At 65.0% G+C, this 17898-nt stretch carries 13 protein-coding genes; 7 read left to right on the top strand and 6 right to left on the bottom strand.

Annotated elements, in window-relative coordinates:
• Positions 1-228: 228 nt before the first annotated feature.
• From ABIA42_RS06800 to ABIA42_RS06810, 3 genes are all read left to right on the top strand, one after another.
• Positions 229-1923 (top strand): methyl-accepting chemotaxis protein, encoded by a 1695-nt coding sequence (locus tag ABIA42_RS06800; RefSeq protein WP_271528688.1) that lies wholly within the window; start codon positions 229-231, stop codon positions 1921-1923.
• 169 nt (positions 1924-2092) lie between these two features.
• The gene (locus ABIA42_RS06805; protein WP_370143747.1) at positions 2093-5272 is read left to right on the top strand and encodes an efflux RND transporter permease subunit; all 3180 of its coding nucleotides are present in this window, start codon (positions 2093-2095) and stop codon (positions 5270-5272) included.
• Positions 5259-6461, top strand: coding sequence for an efflux RND transporter periplasmic adaptor subunit (locus tag ABIA42_RS06810; RefSeq protein WP_271528686.1), 1203 nt, complete (start codon positions 5259-5261; stop codon positions 6459-6461). Before ABIA42_RS06805 ends, ABIA42_RS06810 begins: the two co-directional genes overlap by 14 nt.
• A gap of 132 nt (positions 6462-6593) precedes the next feature.
• Here ABIA42_RS06810 and ABIA42_RS06815 read toward each other — a convergent pair whose 3' ends face one another.
• A complete protein-coding gene (locus ABIA42_RS06815; protein ID WP_271528685.1) occupies positions 6594-8099 on the bottom strand; it encodes an acetyl-CoA acetyltransferase in 1506 nt (501 codons plus the stop codon).
• A gap of 135 nt (positions 8100-8234) precedes the next feature.
• Positions 8235-9368 carry a nitronate monooxygenase gene (locus ABIA42_RS06820; RefSeq protein ID WP_370114714.1) on the bottom strand — a complete coding sequence of 378 codons (1134 nt, stop codon included), beginning with the start codon at positions 9366-9368 and terminating at the stop codon, positions 8235-8237.
• Positions 9369-9621: 253 nt separating this feature from the next.
• Here ABIA42_RS06820 and ABIA42_RS06825 point away from each other — a divergent pair, with 253 nt between their 5' ends.
• Both ABIA42_RS06825 and yghU read left to right on the top strand, forming a co-directional pair.
• Positions 9622-11277 carry a flavin-containing monooxygenase gene (locus ABIA42_RS06825; protein ID WP_370114712.1) on the top strand — a complete coding sequence of 552 codons (1656 nt, stop codon included), beginning with the start codon at positions 9622-9624 and terminating at the stop codon, positions 11275-11277.
• A 182-nt stretch (positions 11278-11459) separates the two neighbouring features.
• Positions 11460-12335 (top strand): glutathione-dependent disulfide-bond oxidoreductase, encoded by an 876-nt coding sequence (gene yghU, locus ABIA42_RS06830; RefSeq protein ID WP_370114710.1) that lies wholly within the window; start codon positions 11460-11462, stop codon positions 12333-12335.
• Between the two features lie 73 nt (positions 12336-12408).
• Here yghU and ABIA42_RS06835 read toward each other — a convergent pair whose 3' ends face one another.
• The 4 genes from ABIA42_RS06835 to ABIA42_RS06850 all read right to left on the bottom strand — a co-directional run bounded on the left by ABIA42_RS06835 (position 12409) and on the right by ABIA42_RS06850 (position 15944).
• Positions 12409-13026, bottom strand: a complete 618-nt coding sequence (locus ABIA42_RS06835; protein ID WP_370114708.1) for a flavin reductase family protein — start codon at positions 13024-13026, stop codon at positions 12409-12411.
• Positions 13027-13091: 65 nt separating this feature from the next.
• Positions 13092-14369, bottom strand: a complete 1278-nt coding sequence (locus ABIA42_RS06840; RefSeq protein ID WP_271528681.1) for an acyl-CoA dehydrogenase family protein — start codon at positions 14367-14369, stop codon at positions 13092-13094.
• A gap of 285 nt (positions 14370-14654) precedes the next feature.
• Positions 14655-15035 (bottom strand): VOC family protein, encoded by a 381-nt coding sequence (locus ABIA42_RS06845; protein WP_370114706.1) that lies wholly within the window; start codon positions 15033-15035, stop codon positions 14655-14657.
• A 129-nt stretch (positions 15036-15164) separates the two neighbouring features.
• Positions 15165-15944: an SDR family NAD(P)-dependent oxidoreductase gene (locus ABIA42_RS06850; protein WP_370114704.1), complete on the bottom strand. Its 780-nt coding sequence runs from the start codon at positions 15942-15944 to the stop codon at positions 15165-15167.
• A gap of 179 nt (positions 15945-16123) precedes the next feature.
• Between ABIA42_RS06850 and ABIA42_RS06855 the strand changes: the two genes are divergently transcribed.
• Positions 16124-16912, top strand: a complete 789-nt coding sequence (locus ABIA42_RS06855) for an enoyl-CoA hydratase/isomerase (RefSeq protein ID WP_370114702.1) — start codon at positions 16124-16126, stop codon at positions 16910-16912.
• Complete coding sequence (locus ABIA42_RS06860; protein WP_370114701.1) at positions 16909-17895, top strand: phosphotransferase family protein; 987 nt, start codon at positions 16909-16911, stop codon at positions 17893-17895. Before ABIA42_RS06855 ends, ABIA42_RS06860 begins: the two co-directional genes overlap by 4 nt.
• Positions 17896-17898 lie beyond the last annotated feature (3 nt).

Here is a 17898-nt window from a genome sequence, read left to right on the forward strand (position 1 = left end):
GCGGTCCATCTATCAAGCCCCCGAGCGGCGCCGAAAGCGCCGCTCTTCCTTTCGGTAGCATGATGTCGCTTGAAGGAAGCATTCTGCGCCTTTGCCAGTAATCTTACGGGCGCGCCGTTTCATGGACGGTTAAACTGAATTTACGAATGTTGGGCGAGGGCAGCCCAGCAAGGGGCGGGGTTCCCATTGAAATGATTTCACACTGAATCGGTCTTTTTGGGGGATCCGATGCGCAAGAATTTTCCGGTCACGGCCGTCGAATATCCCGTCAGTGACGAGACGCTGATCGTTTCGCGAACCGATCTCAAGGGCAAGCTCACCTACTTCAATGAGGATTTCATTGCCGCTGCCGGTTTCACGTCAGCGGAACTCATGGGCCAGCCGCACAACATCGTCCGCCACCCCGACATGCCGCCGGAGGCGTTCGACAATCTCTGGGACACGCTGAAGGCCGGCAAGCCCTGGCTCGGCGCAGTGAAGAACCGTCGCAAGAACGGCGACTTCTACTGGGTGCTGGCGACGGCCTCGCCGATCCGCGAGAACGGTCAGGTCAAGGGCTATACCTCGATCCGCACCAAGCTGCCGGCCGACCAGCGCAAGCTCGCCGAGGAGGTCTACGCTGCAATCCGCGAGAAGAAGCCGCATGGCTATCGCATCGACGCCGGCATCATCCGCCGCCGCTCGCTGCTCGACCGCTTCAGCATCTTCACCGGGACGCTGAAGGCGCGCCTGGTCACGACGATGGTGCTCCAGGCGCTGTTCATGCTCGTGCTCGGCATCGGCGGTGCGCTCTCCACCGGCGGCTCGACCGGTCTGATCCTGTCGCTGCTGGCTGTCGTCGGTGCCGCCATCGTCGGCTTCACCGGCCTTGCAACCATGCGTGCGATCGGGGGGCCGATGCGGCAGCTCAATGACACTTTGATCAACCTCGTGCAGGACAAGTTCGACAACCGCATCGTGATCGAGCGCGACGACGAGATCGGCGAGGCGCTGCGCAACCTTCAGACCGTGCAAACCATCATCCGCTTCAGCCGCGACGAGGTGCAGGCGGTGCAGCGCCGGGCCGAAGGACAGCGCAAAGCCGACATGACGAAGCTTGCCGACGGTTTCGAGGCCGCGATCGGCGAGATCGTCGAGACCGTGTCGTCGGCCGCAACCGAGCTCGAGGCCTCGGCCTCGACGCTGTCCTCGACCGCGGGCCGGGCGCAGGAATTGGCGACGGCGGTCGCGACCGGCTCGGAAGCAGCGTCGACCAATGTCCATTCGGTCGCTTCGGCCGCCGAAGAGATGTCGTCCTCGGTGCGCGAGATCGGCCGGCAGGTGCAGGATTCCTCCCGGATCGCGAACGAGGCGGTCAGTCAGGCCCACGCGACCACCGAACGTGTCAGCGAATTGTCGCGGGCTGCATCGCGGATCGGCGACGTCGTGGAGCTCATCAACGCGATTGCCGGCCAGACCAACCTGCTGGCGCTCAATGCCACGATCGAGGCGGCGCGCGCGGGCGAGGCCGGTCGCGGCTTCGCGGTGGTGGCCTCCGAGGTCAAGGCGCTGGCCGAGCAAACGGCCAAAGCCACCGGCGAGATCGGCCAGCAGATCGGCGGCATTCAGGCGGCGACGCAGGATTCCGTCAGCGCCATCGGCGAGATCAGCGGCACCATCGCGCGTCTGTCGGAGATCGCCTCGGCGATCGCAGCGGCCGTCGAGCAGCAGGGCGCGGCGACGCAGGAGATCGCGCGCAACGTTCAGGAAGCGGCCCGGGGAACGCAGCAGGTCTCGTCCAACGTCGGCGACGTCCAGCGCGGCGCCTCCGAAACCGGCTCGGCGTCCTCGCAGGTGCTGACTGCGGCGCAGATGCTGTCGCGCGACTCCAACCGCCTCAAGCTCGAAGTCGGCAAGTTCCTGAACTCGGTCCGTGCCGCCTGAGGCGCGCGGCCGCATGGCTGCGATGTCGGCTTCGCAGTGCGGTAGCAGGGAAGTGAATGCGGGATAGCCGCCGGGGGTTAGCGTTTCCGGCGGTGCTCAGGTAAAGGGGGAAGGGGATCGCCGTGGGGGCGGATTCCATATTCTCGCTTGACCTGGAATTGCCTGGCGCATGATTGCTCTGGTCCGTATTGCCCTGAGCCGGCCTTATACGTTCGTGGTGCTGGCGCTGCTGCTGCTGATTATCGGACCGCTCGCGGCGCTGCGAACCCCGACCGACATCTTCCCGGATATCCGTATTCCGGTCATTGGCGTGGTCTGGCAGTACACCGGGCTGCCGCCGGACCAGATGTCCGGCCGCATCACCACCCCGTTCCAGCGCGCGCTGACGACCACGGTCAACGACATCGAGCATATCGTCGCCAATTCCTACAACGGCTTTGGCATCATCAAGATCTTCTTCCAGCCCAACGTCGACATCCGTACCGCCAACGCGCAGGTCACCGCGATCTCGCAGACGCTGCTCAAGCAGATGCCGCCGGGCGCGACGCCACCCTTGATCCTGAACTACTCGGCGTCCACCGTGCCGATCATTCAGGTGGCCCTGTCGGGCGACGGGCTCACCGAGCAGAATCTCGCCGATATCGGCATCAACCAGCTTCGTACGCCCTTGGTCACGGTGCCGGGCGCGGCGATTCCCTATCCGTTCGGCGGCAAGCAGCGCCAGGTCCAGATCGACCTCAATCCTACCGCGCTCCAGGCCCGCGGCCTCTCGGGCCAGGACGTCGCCAACGCGCTGGCCGCCCAGAATCTGATCACACCGGTCGGCACCCAGAAGATCGGCCAGTTCGAGTACAACATCCAGCTCAACAACTCGCCGCTCCGGATCGACGAACTCGGCAATCTGCCGATCAAGACCGTCAACGGCGCCATGGTCTATGTGCGCGACGTCGCCACGGTGCGCGATGGCAATCCACCGCAGACCAACATCGTCCATGTCGACGGCAACCGCTCGGTGCTGATGATGGTGCTGAAGGCGGGCGCGACCTCGACGCTCGATATCATCGCCGGCATCAAGCAGAAGGTCATCGACGTCAAGGATCAGCTGCCCGACGCACTGAAGATCGGCTTCATCGGTGATCAGTCGGTGTTCGTTCGCGGCGCGATTCAAGGTGTCGCCTTCGAGGGCGTGATCGCGGCGTTGCTCACCAGCGTCATGATCCTGCTGTTCCTCGGCAGCTGGCGCTCGACCATCATCATCGCGGTCTCGATCCCGCTGTCGGTGCTGGGCGCCATCATCATGCTGTCGGCGATCGGCGAGACGCTGAACATCATGACGCTCGGCGGCCTCGCGCTCGCCGTCGGCATCCTCGTCGACGACGCCACGGTCACGATCGAGAACATCAACTACCATCTGGAGCAGGGCAAGCCGGTCGAGCAGTCCATCCTCGACGGCGCCAACCAGATCGTGACGCCGGCCTTCGTTTCGCTGCTCTGCATCTGCATCGTGTTCGTGCCGATGTTCTTCCTCACCGGCGTCGCGCGCTTCCTGTTCGTGCCGATGGCGGAAGCCGTGATGTTCGCGATGATCTGGTCGTTCATCCTGTCGCGCACGCTGGTGCCGACCATGGCGAACTATCTGCTCAAGGCGCATGTCCATCACGAGGGCGGGCCGCCGAAGTCGCGCAATCCGCTGGTCTGGTTCCAACGCGGCTTCGAGACGCGGTTCGAGCGCATCCGCGGTGGTTATCGCGGCCTCCTTGGCCTGGCGTTGGCGCACCGGCCGGTGTTCGTCATCGGTTTCATCTGCATCGTCGGCGCGTCCTTCGCGCTGGTGCCGTTCCTCGGCCGCAACTTCTTCCCATCCGTCGATGCCGGCAACATCCTGATGCATGTCCGCACCCAGGTCGGCACCCGAGTCGAGGAGACCGCGAACCAGCTCGCCGATGTCCAGAAGGCGGTGCGCAAGCTGATCCCGGGCGAGATCGAGACCATGACCGACAACATCGGCATGCCGATCTCCGGCATCAACATGACCTACAACAACACCGGCGTGATCGGCCCGCAGGACGGCGACATTCAGATCAAGCTGAAGGAAGGCCACAAGCCGACCGAAGAGCATGTCCGCGTGCTGCGCGAGCAATTGCCGCGCCTGTTTCCCGGCGTGAGTTTCGCGTTCCTGCCCGCCGACATCGTCAGCCAGATCCTGAATTTCGGCGCGCCGGCGCCGATCGACCTGCAAATCCGCGGCGCCAATGTCAGCGCGAATTTCGCTTATGCCAACAGCCTGCTGGCGAAGGTCCGCAAGATTCCCGGCGTTGCCGATGCGCGCATCCAGCAGTCGCCGAACAACCCGACCTTCAACATCGATGTCGACCGCACCCGCGCGCAATATGTCGGCCTGACCGAGCGCGACGTCACCAACAGCCTGGTGGTCAATCTCGCCGGCTCCTCGCAGGTGGCGCCGACCTACTATCTCAACCCCGATAACGGCGTGTCCTACTCGATCGTGATGCAGACGCCGCAATACCAGATCGACTCGCTCAGTGCGCTGCAGACCCTGCCGATCACCGCGGCCGGCAACGCGCAGTCGCCGATTCTCGGCGGCATCGCCGACATCAAGCGCTCGACCTCGAGTGCGGTCGTCTCGCAATACGACATTCAGTCCATGGTGCAGATCTTTGCGACGACCTCGGGCCGCGATCTCGGCGCGATTGCCACCGACATCCGCCAGCTGATCGCCGACACCGCCAATGAGGTGCCAAAGGGCTCGTCCGTGGTGCTGCTCGGCCAGGTGCAGACCATGAACAGCGCCTTCACCGGCCTGCTGTTCGGCCTGCTCGGGGCCGTCGTGCTGATCTACTTCTTGATCGTCGTGAACTTCCAGTCCTGGTCCGACCCGTTCGTGATCATCACCGCGTTGCCGGCCGCGCTCGCCGGCATCGTCTGGATGCTGTTCATGACCGAGACCACGTTGTCGGTGCCGGCGCTGACAGGCGCCATCATGTGCATGGGCGTTGCCACCGCCAACAGCGTGCTCGTGATCTCCTTTGCCCGCGAGCGTTACGAGGACCTCGGCGATCCCATCGCCGCCGCGCTCGAAGCCGGCTTCGTCCGGTTCCGCCCGGTGCTGATGACCGCGCTCGCCATGATCATCGGCATGGCGCCAATGGCGCTGGGGCTGGGGGAGGGCGGCGAGCAGAATGCACCGCTCGGCCGCGCCGTGATCGGCGGCCTGATCTTTGCAACGTTCGCCACGCTGATGTTTGTTCCCGTGGTGTTCAGCATGGTTCACAAGAAACAAGGCGCCGAAGCCGCCGCCTCATTGGAGACTCCGCATGTCGCCCACTGAACCCCGCTCCCCGGTGTCGCACCGGAAACTGGGCATCTTCGGCGTGGTGGCGCTGATTGCGGCAGGCCTTGTCGTCGGCACCGGCATCCGTGCCCGCGAGGAGCAGGGCTCCAAGCTGAAAGAATGGACCGACGACCAGGCCGTTCCCAGCGTGGCGGTGACGCTGCCCAATGCCAAGGACCTCAATGCCACCATCGAGCTGCCGGGCCGGCTGGAAGCCTACTACCGGGCTCCGATCTTCGCGCGCGTGTCGGGCTATTTGAAGAGCTGGAGTGCCGACATCGGCGCGCGCGTCAAGGCCGGCCAGGTGATTGCCGAGATCGAGGCGCCCGACCTCGATCAGCAGCTGCTGCAAGCCCGCGCCGACCTCGCCAGCCAGCAGGCCAGCGCCAGGCTGTCGGAAGCAACGCTGAACCGGCGCAAGACGCTGGTCGCCTCCAACTTCGTCTCCGCGCAGGAGATCGACGAGCGCACTGCCGATCTCTCCAACAAGAAGGCCGCCGTCAATTCGGGGCAGGCCAATGTCGAGCGGCTGGAAGCGCTCGCTGGCTACAAGAAGATCACAGCGCCGTTCGACGGCGTCGTCACCGCGCGCGACACCGACGTCGGCGCGCTCATCAATGCCGGCGGCGGCTCGGGCCCGGCGATGTTCGTGATCTCGGACATCACCAAGCTGCGCGTCTACGTCAACGTGCCCCAGAATTACGTGCCGGCGATCAAGATCGGGGCCAAGGCGATCATCACGCTGCCGGAATATCCCAACCGGACTTTTCAGGCGACGGTGGAGGCTTCATCGCAGGCCGTCGACGTCGCCTCCGGGACGACGCGCATGCAGCTCGGGCTCGACAATTCCAGAGGAGAGTTGATGCCCGGCGGCTATGCCAGCGTGAAGCTCAGCCTCCAGCGCGACTCCGCGCCGCTCAGCATCCCCGCCAGCGCCCTGATCTTCAACGGCAGCGGCCTGCGCGTCGCGACCGTCGGTGCGGACGACAAGGTGCTGTTCAAGCCGGTCACCATCGCGCGCGATCTCGGCCGCGAAATCGAGCTCGCGTCGGGTATCGCGCCGGACGATCGCGTCATCGCCGCCCCGCCGGATGGTCTGTCGGATGGCGACGCGGTTCGCGTCGTCGGGGCCGGCGCCAAAGGCAAGCCGGCAACGGCGTCCGAGAAGCAGGCGCCGAGGAGCTAGGACGGTCCGTGCCCCGGACGCAGCGCACCACGAAGTGGTGCGCTGCTGAGCCGGGGCCCATCTCTCCTCGAAGCTGGATCCCGGCTCTGCGGAGCGGCACTTCGCGCCGCACCGCGTCCGGGACACGAGAGCTTACGCCAGCCGCCACTCCGGCACGCCATCCGCGGTCATCGCGATCTCGCCGATTGAGCCGACCGGCGTGCGATCCATGTCGAGCAGGTGCGCCAGCGTCGCCGCATCGCTCGCCGGAATCCGCGCCAGCGTGCGCCGGTCATCTTCGGTGCGCAGCATCACCACGCCGTGCTCGACATCGCCGCCGCGCCCATAGAGCACCGTAAAGCTCTCGACCTTGCCTTTGCCTCCGGCTTCGGTGACGAACTCCGGCACCGCGCGCTTGTTGCGGTCGGCCTCGGCCTGCACGCTCGTCTCCTGAATCAACGCTTCGCGTGGCGCCGTCTTCGAAACAACGAGCGCATGGTGCTTGGTGACGAAGCCGCCCTGGCCGTAGAGCAGGCCGAGCCCGGCGCCGTCGCGCAGCCGCCGCACCATCGCGCAGGCCGCATGCGTCATGTAGGTGTTGAGCGGCGCCCCGAAGAAGGTGAGCCCGCCGGTCACGGTCGGCTGCACGTCCGCGCCCAGGCCAAGCGTCCGCCGCGCCATCTTGGGCACGCAGGGGAAGCAGCTATAGAGCTCGATCGCGTCGAACTGTCTGCCGTCGCCGCCGGCGAGGTCCATCACGGCCTTCAGCACCGCGTTCTGCGGATGGCTCTCGTAGAACTGGTCGCGCAGGAGATAATCACGCGGTTCTTCGGCCGAGGCGCCGCCGAGCGGGTAGACCAGCCTGTTCTCGGGAATCCCGGCCGCGCGCGCCTTGGCAAGGCTGGTGAGCAGCAGCGCGCCTCCCATGTTGACGCTCGGGTTGGCGACCATGAGCTTGTTGTAGGGCCAGGCGATCAGGCGGTTGGCGGCGGTCGGCGTCGTGATCTCTTCAGGCGCATAGCGCCGCTTCAGCCAGGCATTCGGATTTTGCGCGGCGGCTTCCGAATAGCGCGACCACAGCACACCGGACTCCGCCATCGCCTCACGCGGCGTCTGGCCCCAATGCGCGGAGGAGGCCGCCTCATAGAACGGATAGACCGTGACGGGGCGGAATACGCCGAGCTTGACCGCCAGCGGCTTCTGGAACGCCGCGCCGCGCTTGGGCTCCTCGACATCATGCGCGAACGGGGTCCATGGCAGCTTGACGCTCGCACGTTCCGCCTTGGTCGCGGTCGACTGCGCCTCCGCCCCGCAGACTGCCGCGACGCTGCATTCGCCGCGTGCGATGCGCTTTGCCGCCTCGTGGATATAGCGGATCGGGCTCTCGCCGCCGACCGGACCGTAATAGCAGTGCGCAGGCGCGATCCCGAGCCGTTGCGCCAAAAGCTGCTCCGGATCGCGATAACGCCAGCTCAGGAAGTTGACGACGTCGAGCGACTGCACCTCGCCGAGCAGTTTTGCGCCCGCATCGGCCTCGGCGCGCCGGAGCGCCTGTTCGAGCAGATCGAGCGGTTCCAGGCCTTCCGTGATCTCCTTGGGGCGGTCGACGATCTCGCCGATGCCGACGATGACGGGGATGCGGTCTGGGGAAATTGTCATTGTTCTTGCTTCTTCTCTCTCAGATATATTCGACCTCATCCAGGAGCCTGCGAAGCAGGCGTCTCGAAGGATGGGCCGCGGGCTCTCATGGTTCGAGACGGCGCTTGCGCGCCTCCTCACCATGAGGGTCTGCACCTACTCCGCCACCAGCGCATTCATGTGCTCGACGGCCTCCGCAAACTCTTCCTTGAACTCCTGCACCACGCTGCCTGCCGACTTCACGCTGTCGACCAGGCCGACGCCCTGGCCGACGAAGTAGCTCACGAGATCGCGCGCTTTGGCGTTGCCGCCTGCCGCCGCGCGGTCGATCGAATTGAAGGCGTCGCGGCTGATGATGCTTTGCAGCGGCATCGGCAGCGCGCCGGGGCTTTCGGGCGCACGGTCCCAGGCATCCGTCCAGACCGAGCGGAGCTGCCGGGCCGGCTTGCCGGTGCGGCCCTTCGAGCGAACGGCGTCGCGCGAGGAGGCCGCGATCATCTTCTCGCGAAAGATCTCCGTGGTCTCCGCCTCGACGGTCGCAAGCCACACCGAGCCTGTCCAGGCGCCGGCCGCGCCCATCGCCATGCAGGCGGCCATCTGCCGTCCCGTCATGATGCCGCCGGCCGCCAGCACCGGCACGTCGCGGATCTTCTTGATCGCCTTGATCACCTCCGGAACCAGCACCATGGTCGAGACCTCGCCGCAATGGCCGCCGGCCTCCGTGCCCTGCACCACGAGGATGTCGACGCCGGCTGCGACCTGACGCAGCGCGTGCTCCTTGGCGCCGACCAGTGCCGCAACGGGGACGCCGTGTTTCCTGCCCATCTCGATCATCGCCTTCGGCGGCACGCCCAGCGCGTTGGCGATCAGGCGGATCGGATGACGAAAAGAGACTTCGAGCAATTCCAGCGCCGTCTTCGCATCGAAGGGCTGCGGCTGGTCGTCCGCGACCTCGGTGGTGGTGAGTTCGATGTCGTACTTCTTCAGGAGATCGCGCGTATAGTTGCGATGCTCTTGCGGTACCCGCGCTTCCAGGCTCTTCCAGGTGACGTCCTTCTCGCCCGCGGTCGAGATGTTTTCGGGGATCAGCACGTCGATGCCGTAGGGCTTGCCGTCGATATGCGCGTCGATCCATGCCAGCTCGCGTTCGAGCGTCTCCGGCGTGTGCACGGTCGCGCCCAGCACGCCAAAGCCGCCGGCGCGGCTGACGGCGGCAACGACATCGCGGCAATGGCTGAAAGCGAGCAGCGGGAACTCGATGCCCAGCATGTCGCAGATCGGCGATTTCATGACCCTCTCCCGGCAGCAGCCTTCGCGTTGCTGTTCTTGCTTTGCGTGCGAAGCCGCTCGACGCTAGCGCATCGCCATCCGCGATGCCAAGCAGGATTTGGTCGCGCATCTTGCGTGCAGGCGCCGCGAAGCGGACGAGCCATTCCGCTGCATAAAATAAGCAGCCCAGAGCCGCCCGATTTGCCTCTTGCGCTTTCGAGAGCGACAGCAAATGCTGGCTGATAACAACAGAAAAATCAGGGAGCGCCAGCCAATGTCGTCAGCGCAATCGAACCCGGCCCGCGCCGCCGAAGCTTACGACGTGGTCGTCGTCGGCGCCGGCTTTGCCGGCCTGTACATGCTGCATCGCCTGCGCGGGCTCGGCTTCTCCGCACGCGTCTACGAGCAGGGCGGCGGCGTCGGCGGCACCTGGTACTGGAATCGCTATCCCGGCGCGCGCTGCGACGTCGAGAGCATGCAATATTCCTACTCGTTCTCCGAAGAGCTCCAGCAGGAATGGGACTGGAGCGAGCGCTATGCGCCGCAACCAGAGATCCTGAAATATGCCAACCACGTCGCCGACCGCTTTGATCTGCGCCGCGACATCCAGTTCAACACGCGCGTCGAGCGCGCCGCGTTCGACGAGTGCGCGACATGCTGGTCGGTGACGACCTCGGACGGCAAGACGGTCGAAGCCAAATTCGTCGTGCTTGCCACAGGTTGTCTCTCGAACGCGCGCAAGCCGGACATCAAGGGCCTGGAGAGCTTCAAGGGGCCCGTCTACCACACCGGCAACTGGCCGCATGAAGAGGTCGACTTCACGGGCCTGCGCGTTGGCCTGATCGGGACGGGATCATCGGGCATACAGTCGGCTCCCGTCATCGCCGATCAGGCGAGACATCTCACGGTGTTCCAGCGCACCGCGAATTTCTCCGTTCCCGCCCGCAACGCCGCGCTCACGTATGAGGAGCGCAGCGCGTTCCGCAAGAACTATCCGGAGATCCGTCGCTTCGCCCGCGAGGTCGCCCGCAATGGCATCTATACCGAACAGCCAGATCGTGGCGCGCTCGATGACAATGACGATGTCAGGCGCGCCAAGTATTCGGCGCGCTGGGAGCGCGGCGGGCTCACCTTCATGTATGCCTATAACAATCTCGGCCTCGACCGGGCCGCGAACAACACCGCGGCCGATTTCGTGCGCGGCAAGATCGCCGAGATCGTGAAGGATCCCGACACCGCGAAGCTGCTTCAGCCGAACAGCCACCCGATCGGCACCAAGCGCATCTGCGTCGACACTGATTATTTCGCGACCTTCAACCGGCCCAACGTTTCGTTGGTGGACATCAAGACCAATCCGATTCAAGAGATCACCGCAAATGCCGTGCGTGTCGCCGGGAAGGACCACGAGGTCGATGCGCTGGTGCTGGGGACCGGCTTCGACGCCATGACCGGCTCGGTCGCCAGGATCGACATTCTGGGCCGCGGCGGGCAGACGCTGAACCAGAAATGGGCGGAAGGCCCCAAGACCTTGCTCGGCCTGATGAGCGCGGGCTTTCCGAACCTCTTCATCATCACCGGGCCCGGCAGCCCGTCGGTGCTCTCGAACATGATCGTGTCGATCGAGCAGCATGTCGACTGGATCGCCGAGTGCCTGACCCACATGCGCATGCGCGGCCTCACGACGATCGAGGCGAGCGGGGAGGCCGAGGACAAATGGGTCGCGCACGTCAACGAGGTCGCCGAGGGCACGCTCTATCCGCAGGCCAATTCCTGGTACATGGGCGCCAACATCCCGGGCAAGCCGCGCATCTTCATGCCCTATATCGGCGGCGTCGGCGTCTACCGGCGGATCTGCGACGAGGTCGCGGCGAAGGGATACGAAGGATTTGTGATGGAGCACGGGCAGCAGCCGCAGGCGGCGGCGTCCTAGATGACGCTCGTCATTCCGGGGCCGCGGAAGCGAGAAACCCCGGGCGCCCCGGAATGACGTCGGGGAGGGGGTGCCATGACGAAACGTAGAGTTGCCCCGCCGGGCAATGCATTTCCGAGGCCTTGTCATCGGCCGTTCGCGGGCTAATTAATGCAGACGCATCTTTCCGCCGGAGCTCTCGCATGACCGACACCCCCGCCTACGTGCCGCCCAAAGTCTGGACCTGGAACAAGGAGAATGGCGGGCAGTTCGCCAGTATCAATCGCCCGATCGCCGGCCCGACCCACGACAAGGAGCTGCCGGTCGGCAAGCACCCCTTGCAGCTCTATTCGCTGGCGACGCCGAACGGGGTGAAGGTGACGGTGATGCTGGAGGAGCTTTTGGCGCTCGGCCACAAGGGCGCTGAATACGACGCCTGGCTGATCAAGATCGGCAACGGCGATCAGTTCGGCAGCGGCTTCGTCGATATCAATCCGAACTCGAAAATCCCGGCGCTGATGGACCGCTCCGGTCCGGAGCCGATCCGTGTGTTCGAGTCCGGCTCGATCCTGTTCTACCTCGCCGAGAAGTTCGGCGCCTTCCTGCCGAAGGACATCAAGACACGCACCGAGGCGATGTCCTGGCTGTTCTGGCAGATGGGTAGTGCGCCCTATCTCGGCGGCGGCTTTGGCCATTTCTATGCCTATGCGCCGTTCAAGATCGAATACGCCATCGATCGTTTCGCGATGGAGGTCAAACGCCAGCTTGACGTGCTGGATCGCCGCCTCGCCGACAACGAATATCTCGCGGGCAAGGAGTACACCATCGCCGACATCGCGGTGTGGCCCTGGTATGGCGCGCTCGCCAAGGGGCTGGTCTATGGCGCCGGCGAATTCCTCTCGGTGCAGGACTACAAGAACGTGCAGCGCTGGACCGACCAGATCGCCAAGCGTCCGGCCGTGAAGCGTGGCCGCATGGTCAACCGCATCTCCGGCGATCCCGCCAGCCAGCTCCACGAACGCCACGACGCGAGCGATTTCGAGACCAAGACACAGGACAAGCTCGCGCCTGCGACGTAAGGCGGCGCGCTCTTTCTTCACCTCGCCCCGCTCGCGGCAGGGCGAGGGGCGCACCTCTTGCGCAGCGCGACGGCTACTTCCCCTTCACGCCCTCCGCCGCCGGGAACACCACGCGATCATCAGTACGGCAATAGCGGTCGGCGAACATGCGGCCGATCGGGTGATAGCGGTCCATGTGCACCCGCATCGCCTCGGGATCCCACAGCTCGTCGCGGATGTGGAAGTGGATGCCTTCGCCCATGATGAGGCGGCGGTCGTCATTGACGTCGATCAGTTTCCAGAGCTTGCATTCCATCGCCCAAGGTGTGTCGGCGAGCCGCGGGACCGCGATCCTCGTCGACGGTGCAAGCTTCAGCCCGAGATAGTCGGGCTCGCCGATATCGGGCGGAAAATCGCCGCTGCTCTCGTGCATCGCTTTCGCCAGCGGCTCGTCGGCGAGGTTGACCACGAACTCGCCGGTCCGCTGGATGTTGAGGAACGTGTCCTTGTCCTGACCGTTCGGCTTGCGGTTGGCCGCGAACATGCAGAGCGGCGGATCCTCGCAGAAGGCGTTGAAGAAGCTGAACGGGGCGGCGTTGACCACGCCGGTCGGCCCGAGCGAGGTCACCCACGCGATCGGCCGCGGCAAAATGAAGGAGGTCAGCACCTTGTAGCGCTCGCGTGGCGTCAGGTCGCTGGCGGCGTAGTCCATGATGGCTCCGTGCGAGGTCTTTGCCTCTCCCCGCAAGCGGGGAGAGGTAACAGAGAGAAGGCGGATCACGCCATGCTCAACTCGTGCCGTCCGACCACCATCCAGTGCACCTCGTCCGGACCATCGGCGAAGCGCAGGTGACGCACGTCCTGATACATTTCGGCGAGCGGGGTCCAGTGCGAGATGCCGGTGGCGCCATGCATCTGGATCGCCTGGTCGATGATCTTGCAGGCGCGCTCCGGCACCATGGCCTTGACCATGGAGACCCAGACGCGGGCTTCCTTGTTGCCGAGCACGTCCATCGCCTTGGCAGCCTTCAGCACCATCAGCCGCATCGCCTCGATCTCGCAGCGCGCCTGTGCGATGATCTGCATGTTGCCGCCGAGATGGGCGATCTTCTTGCCGAAGGCTTCGCGGGTGAGGCCACGCTGCACCATGAGGTCGAGCGCCTTCTCGGCCTTGCCGATGGTACGCATGCAGTGATGGATGCGGCCCGGTCCGAGGCGGAGCTGCGAGATCTCGAAGCCGCGGCCTTCGCCGAGCAGGATGTTCTCCTTCGGCACCCGCACGTTGTTGAAGCGCATATGCATGTGGCCGCGCGGGGCGTGGTCCTGGCCGAACACGTACATGGGGCCGAGCACTTCGACGCCGGGCGTGTCGCGCGGCACCAGGATCTGCGACTGCTGCTTGCTCGGCGCTGCATCCGGATTGGTCTTCACCATCACGATCAGGATCTTGCAGCGGGGATCGCCGAGACCGGAGATGTAGTATTTCTCGCCGTTGATGACCCATTCGTCGCCGACGAGCTTGGCCGTGGTCGAGATGTTCTTGGCGTCGGAGGAGGCGACGTTCGGCTCGGTCATGACATAGGCCGAGCGGATCTCGCCGTTGAGCAGCGGCTTCAGCCACTTCTCCTTCTGCTCCTTGGTGCCGACGCGCTCCAGCACCTCCATGTTGCCGGTGTCGGGCGCTGAGCAGTTCATGGTCTCGGACGCCAGCGGGCTCTTGCCGAGCTCGGCCGCGATATAGGCATAGTCGAGATTCTTCAGGCCCTGGCCGGTCTCGTCATCGGGCAGGAAGAAGTTCCAGAGACCTTCCTGCTTCGCCTTGTTCTTGGCTTTCTCCAGCACCTCGAGCTGCTTCGGCGTGAAGCTCCAGCGATCCTCCTTGCCTTCGCCCGCCTTGGCGAACTCGATCGACATCGGCTCGACGGTGTCGCGGATGAACTTCTTGACGTGGTCATAGAGCGGCCGGACCTGATCCGACATCCTGAGGTCGTTGAGCTCGTCGCCGGGATTGAGGGTGTAGTTGGTGGTGCGGGGAATGTAGGCGTGTTTTGTCATTGTTCCTCCCGGAGCGCTAGCATTGTGCTGAACGCGAGAATAGTCGCAGCGCCGCCAAAGTGCGAGCGCGCTTTTGTCACGCGAGCCATGCCACGCGATGCAATATCGCGAGGTCGTTTGAAATGTTGTTTGAATGGTGCCGAAGGTTGGATGTGCCCGCGCCACAACTGTCATCGCCCGACTTGATCGGGGGATCCAGTATTCCAGAGACGGTCGTGATTGAACCGAGAGGCCGCGGCGTACTGGATGCCCCGGTCAAGCCGGGGCATGACAGCGGTGGCTTGGTCAGTTCGGCATGCGGTGCATCGCGCAGATCTTGTTGCCGTCGAGGTCGCGCAGGTAAGCCAGATACAGCTTGCCGCCCGGGCCCTGGCGAATGCCGGGCGGATCCTCGATCGATGTCGCACCGGCGGCGACTCCGGCCTCATGCCATTTGTCGACCTGCTCGGGTGAGTTGCAGGCAAAGCCGATCGTGCCGCCATTTGCGCAGGTCGCCGGTTCGCCGTTGATCGGCTTCGACACCGAGAACACGCCGGTCTTGGTGATGTAGAAGATGCGATGGCCGTCGACCCTGGCCGGCCGCACTTCGAGCGTGCCGAGCAGCTTGTCGTAGAACGTCTTGGCCTTGTCGAGGTCGTTGGTGCCGATCATGACGTGTGAGAACATTTGCCCATTCCCTTGTGCGCTCAAAAACCAGAAACCGTAGGGTGGGCAAAGCGCAGCGTGCCCACCACCACCCTCGCAGGGCTTTGGGTGGGCGCGGCGCAAGAGCGCCTTTGCCCATCCTGCGAGATCTCAAAACGCCGTATAGCCGCCGTCGATCACGAACGTATCCGCGGTGTGATACGACGACGCCTTGCTCATCAGATACACCGCGATGCCGCCGAAATCGGATGCCTCGCCGAAGCGCCGCATCGGAATGCGCGGCATGACGTTGGCGATGAACTTGTCGTTGGCCATGAGTCCTGCCGTCATGTCACTCTTGATCCATCCCGGCAGGATCGCGTTCGCGGTGACTCCGTGGCGCGCCAGCTCGACGCCGAGTGCGCGCACCAGCGCGTTGATCGCCGCCTTGGTCGCCGCATAATGCTCGTTGCGCGCAGTGCCGAAAATCGAGGCGAGGCTCGAGGTCGCGACGAGACGGCCAAAGGGATCGCCGGCATTGGCGCGCTCGGTCATGTGCTTCGCCGCGGCCTGGAACGCGTGGAACACGCCGTCGAGATTGGTCGCGAACATCGTGCGCCATTCCTCCTCGGTGCGCTCGATGAAGGCGCGCCGGCCGCCGCCGCCGATGCCGGCATTGGCGAAGCAGCCGTCGACCCGGCCGAACGTATCGAGTGTCGCCTTCATCGCGGAATTGACCGAGGCCGGGTCGGTGACGTCACAGACGCGGGTGTCGACCTTGCCGGCGAGGCCGGCCATGCTCGCGGCAGCGGTCTTGTTCTTGTCGGCATTTCGGCCCCAGATCGAGACGTTGCAGCCCTGGGCCGCGAGCGCCTGCGCAATGCCGAGCCCGATGCCGCCATTGCCGCCGGTGATCACGGCCACGCGGCCGGAGAGGTCGAAAAGGTTCATGCGCGTTTCCTGTCCTTGGCAAGACTTCCTGGCATGAGCAGCATCAGCCGCTGCGCACAAGATTGCTTGCTATGCTGCGATCACCATGGACAAGGTCGCGACAAAAATCAAATATGCGGCCCGGCAAAAGTAAATTCCGGTCTGCGAAACTGACTCGGGCCGCAACTGACGAGGAAACCATGCAGTTCAAACACGTCACGCTCGATTTCGATGGCGCGGTCGCGATCCTCAAGCTCGACCATCAGGAGGTGATGAACGCGGTCTCCGTGGACATGCTGGGCGGTCTTGCCGAGGCGCTCGATGCGATCGAGGAGAAGAAGGACGAGGTGCGCTGCGTGGTGCTGACCGGCGCGGGCCGTGCGTTCTGCACCGGTGCGAATCTCCAGGGCCGCAACAACCAGTCGAAGAAGACCAAGGCCGGTCTGACGCTGGAAACCGGCTTCCACCCTTTCCTGCGCCGCATCCGCAATCTGCACTGCCCGATCGTTACCGCGGTCAATGGTCCCGCCGCGGGCGCCGGCATGAGCTTCGCGCTGCTCGGCGACATGATCCTGTGCGCGCGCTCGTCCTATTTCCTGCAAGCCTTCCGCCGCATTGGCCTCGTGCCGGATTGCGGCTCGACCTGGCTCCTGCCGCGGCTCGTCGGCCGGGCACGCTCGATCGAATTGTCGCTGATGGGTGAGCGCCTTCCGGCCGAGAAGGCGCTGGAATGGGGCCTCGTCAACCGCGTCTACGATGACGGCGTGCTGATGGAAGAGGCGATGAAGCTCGCGCGCGAGCTCGCCAGCGGCCCGACGGTCGCACTGTCCCTGATCCGCAAGCTCTATTGGGACAGCCCGGAAAATTCCTTCGAGGAGCAGCTCAATCTCGAATTCCAGTGCCAGCTCCGCGCCGGCGACACCCAGGATTTTCGCGAGGGCGTCGGCGCGTTTCTCGAGAAGCGTCCCGCGCAGTTCAAGGGCAAATGATCGAGGACGAGCTCTCGCGCAGCGTCGGGCGCTGGTGCAGCGGGGCGACTGGCGTCACGGGCGCGGCCAAGCTGTCCGGCGGCGCCAGCCAGGAAACCTGGCGCTTCGATATCGTGCATCCTGATGGACCGATCGGCGCGATCCTGCGCCGCTCACCGAAGGGCTATGGCGCGGCGCCAACGCGCGCCGCGGGCCTTGCCGCTGAAGCGCAGCTGATGCAGCTCGCTTTCGAGGCCGGCGTTCCGTCGCCGCGCGTGATGCATGTGCTGGTGCCGGAAGACGATCTCGGCACCGGCTTCATCATGCAGCGGGTCGAGGGCGAGACTATCGCGCGCAAGATCCTGCGCGACGACGAATACGCCACGGCGCGGCCGCTTCTGGCGCGGCAGATCGGCGGCATTCTTGCGGCTCTTCACAGGCTGCCGCAGGACGGATTGCCCGAGCTGCGCAGCCGGGGTGCGACCCAGGAGATCGCCGAGTTCGAGCGCGACTATCGCAGCCTGAACTGGCCCAAGCCCGTGTTCGAACTGGCGCTGCGCTGGCTGCGCGACCACGATCCCGGTCCCGCGGCCGAGACCACGCTGGTGCATGGCGATTTCCGCAACGGCAATCTCATCATCGGCGCCGACGGTGTGCGTGCGGTGCTCGACTGGGAGCTCGCCCATCTCGGCGATCCCATGGAGGATCTCGGCTGGGTCTGTGTGAACTCCTGGCGCTTCGGGGAGATCGACAAGCCGGTCGGCGGTTTTGGCACACGCGAGGAGCTGTTCGCCGGCTACGAGGCGGGAGGCCGAAAAGTCGATCCCGAGCGCGTCAAGTTCTGGGAAGTGATGGGCACGCTGCGCTGGGGCATCATGTGCGGCGGCATGATGCAGCGATTTCGCGAGGGCCCGGACCATTCCATGGAGCGGGCCATGATCGGCCGCCGTGCCTCCGAGACCGAGATCGATCTGTTGCGGCTGCTCGCGCCGCGCGGGAGCTGACGG

Origin of the sequence: Bradyrhizobium sp. USDA 327 (assembly GCF_041262065.1) — a bacterium.
GTDB classification, from domain to species: domain Bacteria; phylum Pseudomonadota; class Alphaproteobacteria; order Rhizobiales; family Xanthobacteraceae; genus Bradyrhizobium; species Bradyrhizobium liaoningense.

What these genes read in the sequence shown, in the direction of transcription:
- ABIA42_RS06800 (WP_271528688.1), top strand. Translation starts at nt 229, where the DNA reads ATGCGCAAGAATTTTCCGGTCACGGCCGTCGAATATCCCGTCAGTGAC.
- ABIA42_RS06805 (WP_370143747.1), top strand. Translation starts at nt 2,093, where the DNA reads ATGATTGCTCTGGTCCGTATTGCCCTGAGCCGGCCTTATACGTTCGTG.
- ABIA42_RS06810 (WP_271528686.1), top strand. Translation starts at nt 5,259, where the DNA reads ATGTCGCCCACTGAACCCCGCTCCCCGGTGTCGCACCGGAAACTGGGC.
- ABIA42_RS06815 (WP_271528685.1), bottom strand. Translation starts at nt 8,099, where the DNA reads ATGACAATTTCCCCAGACCGCATCCCCGTCATCGTCGGCATCGGCGAG.
- ABIA42_RS06820 (WP_370114714.1), bottom strand. Translation starts at nt 9,368, where the DNA reads ATGAAATCGCCGATCTGCGACATGCTGGGCATCGAGTTCCCGCTGCTC.
- ABIA42_RS06825 (WP_370114712.1), top strand. Translation starts at nt 9,622, where the DNA reads ATGTCGTCAGCGCAATCGAACCCGGCCCGCGCCGCCGAAGCTTACGAC.
- yghU (WP_370114710.1), top strand. Translation starts at nt 11,460, where the DNA reads ATGACCGACACCCCCGCCTACGTGCCGCCCAAAGTCTGGACCTGGAAC.
- ABIA42_RS06835 (WP_370114708.1), bottom strand. Translation starts at nt 13,026, where the DNA reads ATGGACTACGCCGCCAGCGACCTGACGCCACGCGAGCGCTACAAGGTG.
- ABIA42_RS06840 (WP_271528681.1), bottom strand. Translation starts at nt 14,369, where the DNA reads ATGACAAAACACGCCTACATTCCCCGCACCACCAACTACACCCTCAAT.
- ABIA42_RS06845 (WP_370114706.1), bottom strand. Translation starts at nt 15,035, where the DNA reads ATGTTCTCACACGTCATGATCGGCACCAACGACCTCGACAAGGCCAAG.
- ABIA42_RS06850 (WP_370114704.1), bottom strand. Translation starts at nt 15,944, where the DNA reads ATGAACCTTTTCGACCTCTCCGGCCGCGTGGCCGTGATCACCGGCGGC.
- ABIA42_RS06855 (WP_370114702.1), top strand. Translation starts at nt 16,124, where the DNA reads ATGCAGTTCAAACACGTCACGCTCGATTTCGATGGCGCGGTCGCGATC.
- ABIA42_RS06860 (WP_370114701.1), top strand. Translation starts at nt 16,909, where the DNA reads ATGATCGAGGACGAGCTCTCGCGCAGCGTCGGGCGCTGGTGCAGCGGG.